A 13,708-nucleotide genomic window follows, 5' to 3' on the forward strand; every position below is an offset into this window, starting at 1 on the left:
CAGGTCAAATTCTTGTTGCAGACCTGTCAAACGATCACCTTCGCTGGCACGCTCACAGCCGCACCCCCCCCACGACCCCCACGTGTTTCAGCGAAGGAGCCCGCGTGATCCGCCAGCAGTCCTCGCAGCGCCGAACCGCCGCCGCCACCACCGCCCGTGCCGCCGCCCTGATCGCATCGGCCGCCATGGTCGTCGTCGGAGTCCAGACCGGACCCGCCAGCGCCGATGCCCAGCGCGAGGCCGGCGCGACCGCGCTCGTCCTCACCGGCCCCCAGCGCGCCGCCGCCGTGCAGGAGGCCCAGGCGGGCGCCGCCACCACCGCCAAGGCCATCGGCCTCTCCGACCGGGAGAAGCTGGTCGTCCGCGACGTCGTCAAGGACGCCGACGGCACGGTCCACACGCGCTACGAGCGCACCTACGAAGGTCTGCCGGTTCTCGGCGGCGACCTGGTCGTGCACCAGAAGAAGAACGGCTCCCGGGCGACGACCAAGGCGACCGGCGCCCGGATATCGGTCCCGAGCACCGAGGCCGAGGCACCGGCTGCCACGGCGAAGAGCACGGCCCGCAAGGTGATCTGGGCGGCCACGGGCAAGCCGGCGCTCGCCTGGGAGACGGTCGTGACCGGCGTCCAGCACGACGGCACGCCGAGCGAGCGCCACGTGATCACCGACGCGACCACCGGCAAGGAGCTCCACTCCTACGAGGCGATCGAGACGGGCGTCGGCAACACCCAGTACAGCGGCCAGGTCACGCTCGGCACGGCGCCCTCGTTCACGCTCACGGACGCGACCCGCGGCGGTCACAAGACGTACGACCTGAACGGCGGCACCAACGGTACGGGCTCCCTCTTCACCAACAGCACCGACACCTGGGGCAACGGCCTGGCGACGAACCGGGAGACCGCCGCCGCGGACGCCCACTACGGCGCGGCCGTCACCTGGGACTTCTACAAGAACGAACTCGGCCGCAACGGCATCCGCGGCGACGGCGTCGCCGCCTACTCGCGGGTCCACTACGGCAACGCGTACGTCAACGCGTTCTGGTCGGACTCCTGCTTCTGCATGACGTACGGCGACGGCACGAACAACCTCAAGCCGCTCACCTCCCTCGACGTCGCGGGCCACGAGATGTCCCACGGCCTGACCGCCTCCACCGCGGGCCTGCGCTACAGCAAGGAGTCGGGCGGCCTGAACGAGGCCACCTCCGACATCCTGGGCACCTCGGTCGAGTTCTACGCGGCCAACTCCACCGACGCGGGCGACTACCTCATCGGCGAGAAGATCGACATCCGCGGCAACGGCACGCCGCTCCGCTACATGGACAAGCCCAGCAAGGACGGCAACTCCGCCGACTTCTGGTCCAGCTCGGTCGGCCGCCTCGACGTCCACTACTCCTCGGGCCCGGCGAACCACTTCTTCTACCTGCTGTCCGAGGGCAGCGGTACGAAGACGATCAACGGAGTCACCTACGACTCCGCGACCTACGACGGCTCCACCCTCACGGGCATCGGCCGCACGAAGGCCTACAAGATCTGGTACAAGGCGCTCTCGACCTACATGACCTCCTCCACCAACTACGCCGGCGCCCGCACGGCCACCCTCCAGGCGACGGCCGACCTCTACGGCGCGACGAGCCCGGAGTACACGGCGGTGTCGAAGGCCTGGACCGCGATCAACGTGAAGTAACTCCCGCTCCCAGCACACAGAAGACCCCGCCCCCGGCGCACCCGCCGAGGGCGGGGTCTTCCTGCACGCCAACCGCGTACCCGGGCAGCAGCCCGAATCGGCGTGCCCGCGCACTGCTTGTGGAGTCCCGCTCGCCAACCTCCGGTCAGTCCGACGGGTTCAAGCGCGGGGCATTCGGGCGAACTGAAACGTGGCCCTGTCACCCCTGAGGTGTCATGGGGGAGTGACTGGGAACTTCGACCTTCGGCACCTGCGCCGAATCGCACGGCGAGGTGCGGAGGGCCGGCGTACGCGGCCGGCGAGTGACCAAGCCGGCCCGAACCGGAGTACAGGAGAACGCGTTCAGTGGCTCGGACTCGCCGTAGCAGCGCTGCCGGGTCTCGCCGCGGTGGTTGCGGTGCTGTTCACGTGGGTGACAGTGGGGCAGGCCAAGGATGAGATCCGGCTCGCAGAGCACGGCCAGATCACCAGCCGATTCAACGTCGCGGTTCAAAATCTGGGGTCCAAGACCTTGGACGTCCGCCTCGGGGGCATCTACGCGCTACAGCGCATCATGCAGGACTCACCCCGCGACCATCCGACCATCGTCGCGGTCCTTTCGGCGTACGTGCGCGAGCATGCTCCCGATCCGAAAGGGGCGTCCACGGGGGCCGATCACAGACCTTCCACGGACATTCAGGCGGCTGTCACCGTACTGGCCAGGCGAAACCCGGAGCCGGATGCAGATGCCGTGGTCGACCTGCAGTTCTCCGATCTCCGGGCTGTGCGATTGGACCACCCGCATCTCGGAAGCGCCAACCTCGCCTACTCGGACTTGAGATTCGCTGTCCTGTCCTACTCGGACCTTTCGAATGCGGACATCGGCCACGCTTCCCTCAGTGGCGCAGATCTGGCCGACTCGCAGCTCAGCGAAGTGGATCTGCGCGGATCGACGCTCACAGGCAGTCGTCTGATGCGCTCCGATCTCCGCAGGGCGGACCTCACCGGTGCGGAGCTCGCCGATGCCCGCCTCGCAGGCGCGAACCTCACCCGAGCCAACCTCACTGGCGCGAACCTCACCGGCGCTGATCTCTCGGGAGCCAACCTCACGGGGGCGAACCTCACCGATGCCAACCTGACGCTCGCGAATCTCGTCGGCGCAAACCTCGCTGGAGCCAACCGAACGAGGACGAAGTTCACCACGGAGTCGGACCTGTCCGTCCCTGCTGAAACAGCCCCTGCCGCGCCCGACTAGCCACGCTCCGAGGCCCCTGGAATCGGCCGGGGATTCCAACCCTGTGGGGTCTGCGGATCCCGTTTCGCGCCCCGGCCCGCTGTTGAGGCAGTTGCCCTGAATTGCGCCGCCGCCTCGCCACTCGCCCAGCGTCGGTACGACCTCCGGCACTCCGCGCTCTCCACGTGGCTCAACGCGGGTGTGGACGCCACAGAGGTCGCCGAGCGCGCCGGCAACAGCGTGGAGGTGCTGTTGAGTCGGTACGCGAAGTGCCTCGACGGGCGCCAGGAAGTGGCGAATCGACGGATCGAGGACCTGCTCCGCGAGTACGAGTGAGAGGCGAGTGAAGCACCCCGCGAGGCCCTGGGACCTGTCCCGGGGGCTTCGTGGTTTGTGGTCTCTCACCTGGCGCGATGTCCAGTGGCGAATCACGTATCGAAGCCGCTGCGCGAGTACGCGTGATCGAGCGAGGTGCACTGTCGGTGCCGTCCCCTACGCTGCCCCTTCACGAGGACAGCTCAAGGGGGAGGGGACAAGGATGGGCGGTAACGCGTGGACTCAGACGGGCCAGTATCAGCGTGATCTGACAGCTGCGTTCCGGCAGGCCCGAGTGGAGACGCTCGCGCGGGACGACCACGGCTTCGAAGGGCGATCCATCGAGGAGTTGTGGCGGGACCCGGCATGGCACGAGTACATCTTCACTGGTGGCACGGGAACCGTGCTGGACTTCCCTCACATGATCGATGCCACGGACACGGACGACGGTCCGTTCATGCGTCCGCTGACCGATGACGAGGTGCGCGCCTGGTCCCCCGACGGTCAACCCACGTACGAGGAATGGGACGAGGCTCTCGACTCAGGGCAGTTGGACTTTCCCGATCGCGCCCAGGGCAACTGCACCGTGCTCTATCGCGACGGCGAGCCCGCTCAGATCGGCTACTGGGGCGTGACTGCCGACTAGTGGGACGGCATCGTTTCCCACGCGAGGCACCTGGGACCCGCCCCGGTGCCTTCTGCGTTCCCGCCCTCTCACCTGCGGCTTCGCTCCACGGCCCAGGCCGCGAATAGGCCGCAGCCCCCGACACACAGCCACTCAGCCCGGCACACGCCTGCACATACAACAAGACCCCGCACTCAGCGTTTCCGCTGATCACGGGGTCTGTGTGGCACTTCTTGCGAAGTGCCCCCGGCAGGATTCGAACCTGCGCACACGGCTCCGGAGGCCGTTGCTCTATCCCCTGAGCTACGGGGGCGTCCGCCGCGTTCGGCGGCGACGGGTTGAACACTACCAGCTCGTGAGGCGTGCCTGTGAACAGGTATTTCCGTGGTGTCACCAGGGGCTGGGTCCCCCGCACGGGTCGGAAGTGGGCAAAACCCGGACGCAGCCGCTCGGGGCGTCCTACTCTCGTTCGTGTGTCAGGCGTGTCCGGTCGGGTGCTCGTTGTCGACGACAACAAGGTGATCCGGCAGTTGATCAGGGTCAATCTCGAACTCGAGGGGTTCGAGGTCGTGACCGCGGCCGATGGTGCCGAGTGTCTGGATGTCGTTCATCAGGTCTGTCCTGATGTCGTCACCCTCGATGTCGTCATGCCCCGCTTGGACGGGATCAAGACGGCCGAGCGGCTGCGTGCCGATCCGAGGACCAGACATCTGCCGGTGGCGATCATCAGTGCCTGCGGTGAGCACGAGGTGGCCGGCGGGGTCGGTTCCGGTGTCGACGCCTTTCTCGCCAAGCCCTTCGAGCCCTCCGAGCTCGTGCGCGTCGTGCGTCAGTTGATGCACCGCGAGCGGCGGGAGCGGCGGGAGGCCACCGGGCAGGACGGGGGAGAGGAGCCGCCCGCAGCAGAGGGGCGGCAGGACACCCGACGCGCAGGGAGTCGGCCCGGTCCCCTCTGAGGGTGAGCGAGCGGGTGAGGGTGGGGGAGAGGCGTGCGGGTGGTACGCGCGCCGGGCCGGGTCCGCCCCCGGGTGCCCGCATGGCGAAACCGGTTCGCGTTCGGCCCCCCCTCCTCCCCTAGGCTTGACCCGTGACCCCCGCGGATCTCTCCCTCACCGTGCTGCGCGCCGTGCGCCGTGCGGTCGACGACGGTGCGCTGCGGGTCGAGGTGCCCCCGCGGGTCAAGGTCGAGCGGGCCCGGCCCGGTGGTGCCGGGGAGTACGCCAGCAACGTCGCCCTCACCCTCGCCCGGTCGGCCGGGCGCAGCGCGCTCGACGTCGCCGGGATCATCGAGCAACGGCTCCGTGACGCACCCGGGATCCGCCGTGTCGAGATCACCGGGCCCGGCTTCCTCAACTTCACCCTCCAGCGCGACGCCGGCGGCGAGCTCGTCCGTACGGTCCTCGCCGCCGGATCCGCGTACGGGCACGGCACCGCCCTCGCCGGTACCACCGTCCGCTTCGCCGAGGCGGCGGAGCCGCGCGCCGTCGTCGTCGCCGAGACCGTCGTACGGCTGCTGCGGTCGCAGGGCGCCGACGCCGGGTTCGGTGGCGGCGGCGAGCGGATGTACGTGCGGCCCGGGGCGTACGACGTCGAGGGCCTCGGCGCCGACGCGGCCCGCTGGGCCCTCCTGCGGGCCGCGCCGCACGACCGGCCCCTCGACGGGCCGCCCCTCCTCGTCCAGCACGAGCGCAACCCCCTCTTCCGGGTGCGGTACGCGTACTCCCGAGTCCGGCGGCTGCTCGTCAACGGCGAGCAGCTCGGCGTCACCCCCGCCCCCCACGCGGCACCCGGGGCCCCCGCCCACGAGGCCGCTGCCCACAACGCCCCCGCCCACGACGCCCCCATCGAAGCGACCGCGCTTCTCGGCGTTCTCGGCGACCACCCCGTCGTCCTCCTCGCCGCCGCCCGCCACCGCGCCCCCGACCGGGTCGCCCGGCACCTGGAAGCCACCGCCGACGCGCTGCTCGCCTTCCAGCACACCGTTCTGCCGCTCGGCGACGAGAAACCCTCGGCCGCCCATCGTTCCCGGCTGGCGCTCGCCGAAGCCGCCGGGACGGTGCTCGCCGGTGGCCTCTCCGTGCTCGGCATCAGCGCACCCGACCGGATCTGAAAGAGCAGAAGAGCAGACATGAGCCGTTCCGCCCACCCCGCAGGGCCCCGCCACGCCGACGTCCTCACCGAGGGGCACTACTCCGCGCCGCCCGCCGACCTCAACGTCCTCGACCCGAAGGTGTGGGCCCGGACCGTCACGAGGGACGAGCGGGGGGTCGCCACCGTCGGCGGCCTGAACGTCAACGACCTCGCCGAGGAGTTCGGCACCCCCGCCTACTTCCTCGACGAGACCGACTTCCGCGCCCGCTGCCGCGCCTGGGCGGAGGCCTTCGGCAAGGACGCCGACGTGTTCTACGCCGGGAAGGCGTTCCTCTCCCGGGCCATCGTGCGGTGGCTCAAGGAGGAGGGGCTGAACCTCGACGTGTGCTCCGGCGGGGAGCTCACCACCGCGCTCTCGGCCGGCATGCCCGCCGAGCGCATCGCCTTCCACGGCAACAACAAGAGCGAGGACGAGATCCGTACGGCCGTCGAGGCCGGGGTCGGGCGGATCGTCCTCGACTCCTTCCAGGAGATCGCCCGCGTCGCCCACATCGCCCAGTCGCTCGGCAGGCGCCAGCGCGTGCAGATCCGGGTGACGGTCGGCGTCGAGGCCCACACGCACGAGTTCATCGCGACCGCGCACGAGGACCAGAAGTTCGGTATCGCGCTGGCCGGCGGGCAGGCCGCCGAGGCCGTCCGGCGGGCCCTCAAGCTCGACGGTCTCGAGCTCATCGGGATCCACTCGCACATCGGCTCCCAGATCTTCGACATGGCCGGCTTCGAGGTCTCCGCGCGGCGTGTCGTGCAGCTGCTCGCCGAGGTGCGTGACGAGCACGGGGTCGAGCTGCCCGAGATCGACCTCGGCGGCGGTCTCGGCATCGCGTACACCTCCGAGGACGACCCGCGCGAGCCGCACGAGATCGCCAAGGCGCTGAGCGAGATCGTGACGCGGGAGTGCGAGGCCGCCGGTCTCGCCACCCCCCGCATCTCCGTCGAGCCCGGCCGCGCCATCGTCGGGCCGACCGCCTTCACGCTCTACCGGGTCGGGACCGTCAAGCCCCTCGAAGGGCTGCGCACGTACGTGAGCGTCGACGGCGGCATGTCGGACAACATCCGCACCGCCCTGTACGACGCCGAGTACAGCGTCAGCCTGGTCTCGCGGACCAGCGACGCCGAGCCGATGCTCTCCCGGGTCGTCGGCAAGCACTGCGAGAGCGGTGACATCGTCGTACGGGACGCCTTCCTGCCGGCCGACCTGGCGCCCGGCGACCTCATCGCCGTGCCCGCCACCGGCGCGTACTGCCGCTCCATGGCCAGCAACTACAACCACGCACTCCGGCCGCCCGTCGTGGCCGTCCGGGACGGCGAGGCGCGGGTCATCGTCCGCCGCGAGACGGAGGAAGATCTCCTGCGCCTCGACGTCGGGTGATGAAATAGTCGAGTCATAGTCGAGTGATGAAATAGATGTCTCAGGATCCGGACAGGGGGCGGAAACCCCCGTCCGGTGAGTGAGACTGGACCCACCGTAGAAATACGAAGCAGAAGTACGAGAAAGAGGTCGGATGATGCGTACGCGTCCGCTGAAGGTGGCGCTGCTGGGCTGTGGAGTGGTCGGCTCAGAGGTGGCGCGCATCATGACGACGCACGCCGACGACCTCGCCGCGCGCATCGGCGCCCCGGTCGAGCTCGCCGGCGTGGCGGTCCGCCGCCCGGACAAGGTCCGCGGAGGCGTCCCGGCCGAGCTGATCACCACCGACGCCACCGCCCTCGTCAAACGGGGTGACATCGACGTGGTCGTCGAGGTCATCGGCGGGATCGAGCCGGCCCGCACCCTCATCACCACCGCCTTCGAGCACGGCGCCTCCGTCGTCTCCGCGAACAAGGCGCTCCTCGCCCAGGACGGTGCGACGCTCTACGCCGCCGCCCAGCAGCACGGGCAGGACCTGTACTACGAAGCCGCGGTCGCCGGCGCCATCCCGCTGATCCGCCCGCTCCGCGAGTCCCTCGCCGGCGACAAGATCAACCGCGTGATGGGCATCGTCAACGGCACGACGAACTTCATCCTCGACAAGATGGACAACTCCGGCGCCGGGTACTCCGAGGCGCTGGACGAGGCCACCGCCCTCGGTTACGCGGAGGCCGACCCGACCGCCGACGTCGAGGGCTTCGACGCCGCCGCGAAGGCCGCCATCCTCGCCGGGATCGCGTTCCACACGCGCGTGCGCCTCGACGACGTCTACCGCGAGGGCATGACCGAGGTCACCGCCGCCGACTTCGCCTCGGCGAAGCAGATGGGCTGCACCATCAAGCTGCTCGCGATCTGCGAGCGCGCCGCCGACGGCGGGTCCGTCACCGCGCGCGTGCACCCGGCGATGATCCCGCTGAGCCACCCGCTCGCCTCCGTCCGCGAGGCGTACAACGCGGTCTTCGTCGAGGCCGACGCCGCCGGGCAGCTCATGTTCTACGGCCCCGGCGCCGGCGGTGCTCCGACCGCCTCCGCCGTCCTCGGCGACCTCGTCGCCGTGTGCCGCAACAAGCTCAACGAGGCCAACGGCCCCGGCGAGTCCGCGTACACCCAGCTGCCCGTGAGCCCCATGGGCGACGTGGTGACGCGGTACCACATCAGCCTCGACGTGGCCGACAAGCCGGGCGTCCTCGCCCAGGTCGCGACGGTCTTCGCCGAGCACGGCGTATCCATCGACACGGTGCGCCAGCACGGTCGACAGGACGGAGACGGCGAGGCCTCTCTCGTCGTCGTCACCCACCGCGCGCCCGACGCCGCCCTCTCCGGGACCGTCGAAGCGCTGCGCAAGCTCGACACCGTACGCGGTGTCGCCAGCATCATGCGTGTTGAAGGGGAGTAAAGGACCCATGACCAGCAAGGGCACCCACCAGTGGCGCGGCATCATCGAGGAGTACCGGGACCGCCTTCCGGTCACGGACGCGACGCCGGTCGTCACGCTCCGTGAGGGCGGTACGCCGCTCGTCCCCGCTCAGGTCCTCTCTGAGCGCACGGGCTGCGAGGTGCACCTCAAGGTCGAGGGCGCCAACCCCACCGGCTCCTTCAAGGACCGGGGCATGACCATGGCCATCACCAAGGCCAAGGAGGAGGGCGCGCAGGCCGTCATCTGCGCCTCCACCGGCAACACCTCCGCCTCGGCCGCGGCCTACGCGGTACGGGCCGGCATGGTGTCGGCCGTCCTCGTGCCCCAGGGCAAGATCGCGCTCGGCAAGATGGGCCAGGCCCTCGTGCACGGCGCGAAGATCCTCCAGGTCGACGGCAACTTCGACGACTGCCTGACGCTGGCCCGCAGCCTCTCCGAGAACTACCCGGTGGCGCTGGTCAATTCGGTCAACCCGGTCCGCATCGAGGGCCAGAAGACCGCCGCGTTCGAGATCGTGGACATGCTGGGCGACGCCCCCGACATCCACGTGCTGCCCGTGGGCAACGCCGGGAACATCACGGCGTACTGGAAGGGCTACACCGAGTACGCGGCCGACGCCATGTCCACGCACCGGCCGCGCATGTGGGGCTTCCAGGCCTCCGGTTCCGCGCCGCTCGTGCGCGGCGAGATCGTCAAGGACCCGTCGACGATCGCCACCGCGATCCGCATCGGCAACCCGGCCTCGTGGGACTACGCGATCGCCGCGCGCGACGAGTCGGGTGGCTTCATCGACGAGGTGACGGACCGTGAGATCCTGCGCGCCTACCGCCTGTTGGCCGCCCAGGAGGGCGTCTTCGTCGAGCCGGCCTCGGCCGCCTCGGTCGCCGGTCTGCTGAAGGCCGCCGAGCAGGGCAAGGTCGACCCGGGTCAGACGATCGTCTGCACCGTCACGGGCAACGGCCTCAAGGACCCCGACTGGGCCGTGGCCGGCGCGCCGCAGCCGGTCACCGTTCCGGTCGACGCCGCGGTCGCCGCCGAGCGCCTCGGTCTGGCCTGATCCCACCCCCCTGCGCGGGGTGAAGCACTGATCGAAACCCGATCAGGAACGTACATAGGCGCACAGGTTGGCCCGCGACACGCATCGTGCGCCTCCTGTGCGCCCTATGTCGCCACAGAACCTTCCTTCGATAGGCTGTACCGAACCCGCCCCGACGCATATGCGCGGTGTTGTTGCCGTTGTCGCCTCCGAGGCCGAAACGGACCCCGGGTCCCCGTGTACCTCTCTTGAACACCAGCTGTCTGAAATACCTGTTGCCGCAATCAAGGAGAGTCATCGAGCGATGGCCGGTCCAGCGTTCCGCGCCGCCGCCGTACGGGTGCGCGTCCCCGCCACCAGCGCCAATCTCGGCCCGGGCTTCGATGCCTTCGGCCTGTCGCTGGGCCTCTACGACGACGTCGTCGTCCGGGTAGCCGACTCGGGGCTGCACGTCGACATCGCCGGCGAGGGTGCGGAGACCCTCCCCCGCGACGAGAGCCACCTGCTCGTACGATCCCTGCGCACGGCCTTCGACCTGCTCGGCGGGCAGCCGCGCGGCCTCGAGGTCGTCTGCGCCAACCGCATCCCGCACGGTCGCGGCCTCGGCTCCTCCTCCGCCGCCATCTGCGCCGGCATCGTCGCCGCCCGCGCCGTGACCATAGGCGGGGACGCCAAGCTCGACGAGGCGGCCCTGCTCGAACTCGCCACCGAGATCGAGGGCCACCCCGACAACGTCGCCGCCTGTCTGCTCGGCGGCTTCACGCTCGCCTGGACCGAGTCCGGTGCCGCGCGGGCGATCAGGATGGATCCCTCGGATTCCATCGTTCCGGTGGTTTTCGTTCCCGGAAAGCCCGTACTGACCGAGACCGCCCGCGGCCTGCTGCCGCGCACCGTCCCGCACGTGGACGCCGCGGCCAACGCCGGGCGCGCCGCCCTCCTCGTCGAGGCCCTGACCCGCCGCCCCGAGCTGCTGCTCGCGGCCACCGAGGACCGGCTGCACCAGGAGTACCGGGCCCCCGCGATGCCCGAGAGCATCGCTCTTGTGAACCGGCTGCGGGCGGACGGCGTCCCCGCGGTCATCTCCGGCGCGGGCCCCACGGTCCTCGCGCTGGCCGAACACGGGACGGCCGACAAGGTCGCCCGGCTGGCGGGCGAGGGCTGGGCCGCGAACAGGCTCGACCTCGACGCGTCCGGAGCGAGCGTGCTGCCACTGGCGCCCTAGGGCGTGGCGGCGGGGGCGCCGGGCAGCGCCCCCGCAGCGCTCCGGACACGAGATTGCCGGTGAGTGAGAGGGGGAATGTTTGTTGGAGCCGGTAGTGTTAACCTCAAGTCTGCACCCGACCTCTTTGTGGAGCGGTGCGCAGTGTCCCCATCAGGGACCACCATTCTTCCGGGAGCCTCCTCAACTGCCTGAGCAGCCTGCCTGAGCAGTTTTGAGCACGCTCCGGAACCGGCGCGACACCCCTCGCTCTTTCCAGTGAGGGCCGAGCAGGGGGCCTCGGGCCGGACCCACAGCACGTTTCTCTCTCCGCCGTACCCGGCGGGACCACCGCCCCGGACACGGTCCACAAGCCAGGACCCTGCCGGACAGCACAACCGGTCGCCGAGCCAGATGGCCGACGTCCGCTCCAGGGAAGGACCCTTCGTGAGCGACACCACCGATCTGATGGGCGTGACTGCCGACAACAGTGTCGACACCACCGCGCCCGCCGCAGGTGCTGCCACCGGCGGCACCGCACGGCGCCGCCGCTCCGGCACCGGCCTCGACGGCATGGTCCTGGCCGAGCTGCAGCAGGTCGCGTCCGGCCTCGGCATCAGGGGCACCGCGCGGATGCGCAAGAGCCAGCTGATCGAGGTCATCAAGGAGGCGCAGGCCGGCAGCGGATCCGCCGCCCCCGCCAAGGCCGCCGAAGCCACCGAGACCAAGCCGAAGCGCCGCGCCACCGCCAAGACCCGTACGGGCGAGACCGCGGCCGAGGCCGCCGCGCCCAAGGCGGAGAAGGCCGAGAAGGCCGTCGCCCAGCAGCAGATCGACATCCCGGGCCAGCCTGCCAGTGACGACCAGCCGGCCGGTGAGCGCCGTCGTCGTCGTGCCACCGCCCCCGCCGGTTCGCCGGAGGGCGAGGCCAAGGCCGAGGCCGCCCAGGTCGTCAAGACCGAGGCCCGCACCGAGGCCGCCCGTACCGAGGTCAAGGCCGACACGCAGACCGACGCCAAGGCCGAGGGTGCCGTCGACGGCGCCGAGGGCCGTGGCCGCCGTGACCGCGGTGAGCGCGGGGAGCGCGGCGAGCGCCGTGACCGCCGTGACCGTCAGCGCGACCGCGGCAAGGGCGACGAGCAGCAGGGCGGTGGCCAGGGCGGCCAGCGTCAGCGCCAGGGCGGTCAGGGTCAGGGCCAGGGCCAGGGCCAGGGTCAGGGCCAGGGTCAGGGCCAGCAGCAGGGCCAGGGCCAGAGCCAGCAGGGCGGCCAGCAGGCCGGTCCGCAGGACGACTACGACGACGAGGCGGGCGGCCGTCGCGGCCGTCGCGGTCGCTACCGCGACCGCCGTGGCCGTCGTGGCCGTGACGACTTCCAGGCCGGCGAGCCGCAGGTCTCCGACGACGACGTCCTGATCCCCGTCGCGGGCATCCTGGACATCCTCGACAACTACGCGTTCATCCGGACCTCCGGCTACCTGCCCGGCCCGAACGACGTGTACGTCTCCCTCGCCCAGGTCCGCAAGAACGGCCTGCGCAAGGGTGACCACGTCACCGGCGCCGTGCGTCAGCCGAAGGAGGGCGAGCGCCGCGAGAAGTTCAACGCGCTGGTCCGCCTGGACTCCGCGAACGGCATGGCCGCCGACTCCGGCCGCGGCCGCCCGGAGTTCAACAAGCTGACCCCGCTCTACCCGCAGGACCGGCTCCGTCTGGAGACCGACCCGGGCGTGCTGACCACGCGGATCATCGACCTCGTGTCGCCGATCGGCAAGGGCCAGCGCGGTCTGATCGTGGCCCCGCCGAAGACCGGCAAGACCATGATCATGCAGGCGATCGCCAACGCGATCACGCACAACAACCCCGAGTGCCACCTGATGGTCGTCCTGGTCGACGAGCGTCCGGAAGAGGTCACCGACATGCAGCGGTCGGTCAAGGGCGAGGTCATCTCCTCGACCTTCGACCGTCCGGCCGAGGACCACACCACGGTCGCCGAGCTGGCCATCGAGCGCGCCAAGCGTCTCGTGGAGCTGGGTCACGACGTCGTCGTCCTGCTCGACTCGATCACCCGCCTGGGCCGCGCGTACAACCTCGCGGCGCCGGCCTCCGGCCGCATCCTGTCCGGTGGTGTCGACTCGACCGCGCTCTACCCGCCGAAGCGCTTCTTCGGTGCGGCGCGCAACATCGAGGACGGCGGCTCGCTGACCATCCTGGCGACCGCGCTCGTCGACACCGGTTCGCGCATGGACGAGGTGATCTTCGAGGAGTTCAAGGGCACCGGCAACATGGAGCTCAAGCTCGACCGGAAGCTCGCCGACAAGCGCATCTTCCCCGCGGTGGACGTCGACGCGTCCGGTACCCGTAAGGAAGAGATCCTGCTCGGCAGCGACGAGCTCGCCGTCACCTGGAAGCTGCGCCGTGTGCTGCACGCGCTCGACCAGCAGCAGGCGATCGAGCTGCTCCTCGACAAGATGAAGCAGACGAAGTCGAACGGCGAGTTCCTGCTCCAGATCCAGAAGACGACTCCTGGCGGCAAGAACGACGACTGACGTGTGACGTGACCTGCGTCATACGTCAAGGGTGCGGCCCCGGCCTCGTAACCCGGTCGTGACCTGCGTAAACCACTGCGCCCACCGTGCCCGCACGGTGGGCGCAGTGCGTTGCT

General features: G+C 70.3%; 10 protein-coding genes, 1 tRNA gene and 1 pseudogene. 11 read left to right on the plus strand and 1 reads right to left on the minus strand.

Going from position 1 to position 13,708, the window contains the following annotated elements:
* The first annotated feature begins 185 nt into the window (after nt 1–185).
* The 4 genes and pseudogenes from OG361_RS27085 (at nt 186) to OG361_RS27100 (ending at nt 3,859) form a co-directional block, all read left to right on the plus strand.
* Nucleotides 186–1,685, plus strand: coding sequence for a M4 family metallopeptidase (locus tag OG361_RS27085; protein WP_405862452.1), 1,500 nt, complete (start codon nt 186–188; stop codon nt 1,683–1,685).
* Between the two features lie 397 nt (nt 1,686–2,082).
* Nucleotides 2,083–2,919: a pentapeptide repeat-containing protein gene (locus OG361_RS27090; RefSeq protein WP_405857591.1), complete on the plus strand. Its 837-nt coding sequence runs from the start codon at nt 2,083–2,085 to the stop codon at nt 2,917–2,919.
* A gap of 108 nt (nt 2,920–3,027) precedes the next feature.
* A pseudogene (locus tag OG361_RS27095) lies at nt 3,028–3,234 on the plus strand (site-specific integrase); the annotation flags it as partial.
* Between the two features lie 202 nt (nt 3,235–3,436).
* A complete protein-coding gene (locus OG361_RS27100; RefSeq protein WP_405857593.1) occupies nt 3,437–3,859 on the plus strand; it encodes a hypothetical protein in 423 nt (140 codons plus the stop codon).
* 220 nt (nt 3,860–4,079) lie between these two features.
* On the opposite strand, the gene OG361_RS27105 is transcribed toward OG361_RS27100, so the two are convergent.
* Nucleotides 4,080–4,151: transfer RNA gene (locus OG361_RS27105), tRNA-Arg, on the minus strand.
* Between the two features lie 160 nt (nt 4,152–4,311).
* Between OG361_RS27105 and OG361_RS27110 the strand changes: the two genes are divergently transcribed.
* The 7 genes from OG361_RS27110 to rho all read left to right on the plus strand — a co-directional run bounded on the left by OG361_RS27110 (nt 4,312) and on the right by rho (nt 13,592).
* Nucleotides 4,312–4,794 carry a response regulator gene (locus OG361_RS27110; RefSeq protein WP_384571242.1) on the plus strand — a complete coding sequence of 161 codons (483 nt, stop codon included), beginning with the start codon at nt 4,312–4,314 and terminating at the stop codon, nt 4,792–4,794.
* 131 nt (nt 4,795–4,925) lie between these two features.
* On the plus strand, nt 4,926–5,948 hold the full coding sequence (gene nrtL / locus OG361_RS27115; RefSeq protein ID WP_405857595.1) for an ArgS-related anticodon-binding protein NrtL: 1,023 nt from the start codon (nt 4,926–4,928) through the stop codon (nt 5,946–5,948).
* Between the two features lie 18 nt (nt 5,949–5,966).
* The gene (lysA, locus tag OG361_RS27120) at nt 5,967–7,358 is read left to right on the plus strand and encodes a diaminopimelate decarboxylase (RefSeq protein ID WP_384571237.1); all 1,392 of its coding nucleotides are present in this window, start codon (nt 5,967–5,969) and stop codon (nt 7,356–7,358) included.
* A gap of 136 nt (nt 7,359–7,494) precedes the next feature.
* Nucleotides 7,495–8,793 (plus strand): homoserine dehydrogenase, encoded by a 1,299-nt coding sequence (locus OG361_RS27125; RefSeq protein WP_405862454.1) that lies wholly within the window; start codon nt 7,495–7,497, stop codon nt 8,791–8,793.
* A gap of 7 nt (nt 8,794–8,800) precedes the next feature.
* A complete protein-coding gene (gene thrC, locus OG361_RS27130) occupies nt 8,801–9,871 on the plus strand; it encodes a threonine synthase (protein WP_405857598.1) in 1,071 nt (356 codons plus the stop codon).
* Nucleotides 9,872–10,154: 283 nt separating this feature from the next.
* Nucleotides 10,155–11,072 (plus strand): homoserine kinase, encoded by a 918-nt coding sequence (thrB, locus tag OG361_RS27135; protein WP_150502986.1) that lies wholly within the window; start codon nt 10,155–10,157, stop codon nt 11,070–11,072.
* 423 nt (nt 11,073–11,495) lie between these two features.
* Nucleotides 11,496–13,592, plus strand: a complete 2,097-nt coding sequence (gene rho / locus OG361_RS27140; RefSeq protein ID WP_405857600.1) for a transcription termination factor Rho — start codon at nt 11,496–11,498, stop codon at nt 13,590–13,592.
* Nucleotides 13,593–13,708 lie beyond the last annotated feature (116 nt).

Origin of the sequence: Streptomyces sp. NBC_00090, from assembly GCF_045160815.1 — a bacterium.
In the GTDB taxonomy this organism is placed as follows: domain Bacteria; phylum Actinomycetota; class Actinomycetes; order Streptomycetales; family Streptomycetaceae; genus Streptomyces.

Coding starts and splice junctions, on each gene's coding strand:
- OG361_RS27085 (WP_405862452.1), top strand. CDS start 186: ATGGTCGTCGTCGGAGTCCAGACCGGACCCGCCAGCGCCGATGCCCAG.
- OG361_RS27100 (WP_405857593.1), top strand. CDS start 3,437: ATGGGCGGTAACGCGTGGACTCAGACGGGCCAGTATCAGCGTGATCTG.
- lysA (WP_384571237.1), top strand. CDS start 5,967: ATGAGCCGTTCCGCCCACCCCGCAGGGCCCCGCCACGCCGACGTCCTC.
- OG361_RS27125 (WP_405862454.1), top strand. CDS start 7,495: ATGCGTACGCGTCCGCTGAAGGTGGCGCTGCTGGGCTGTGGAGTGGTC.
- thrC (WP_405857598.1), top strand. CDS start 8,801: ATGACCAGCAAGGGCACCCACCAGTGGCGCGGCATCATCGAGGAGTAC.
- thrB (WP_150502986.1), top strand. CDS start 10,155: ATGGCCGGTCCAGCGTTCCGCGCCGCCGCCGTACGGGTGCGCGTCCCC.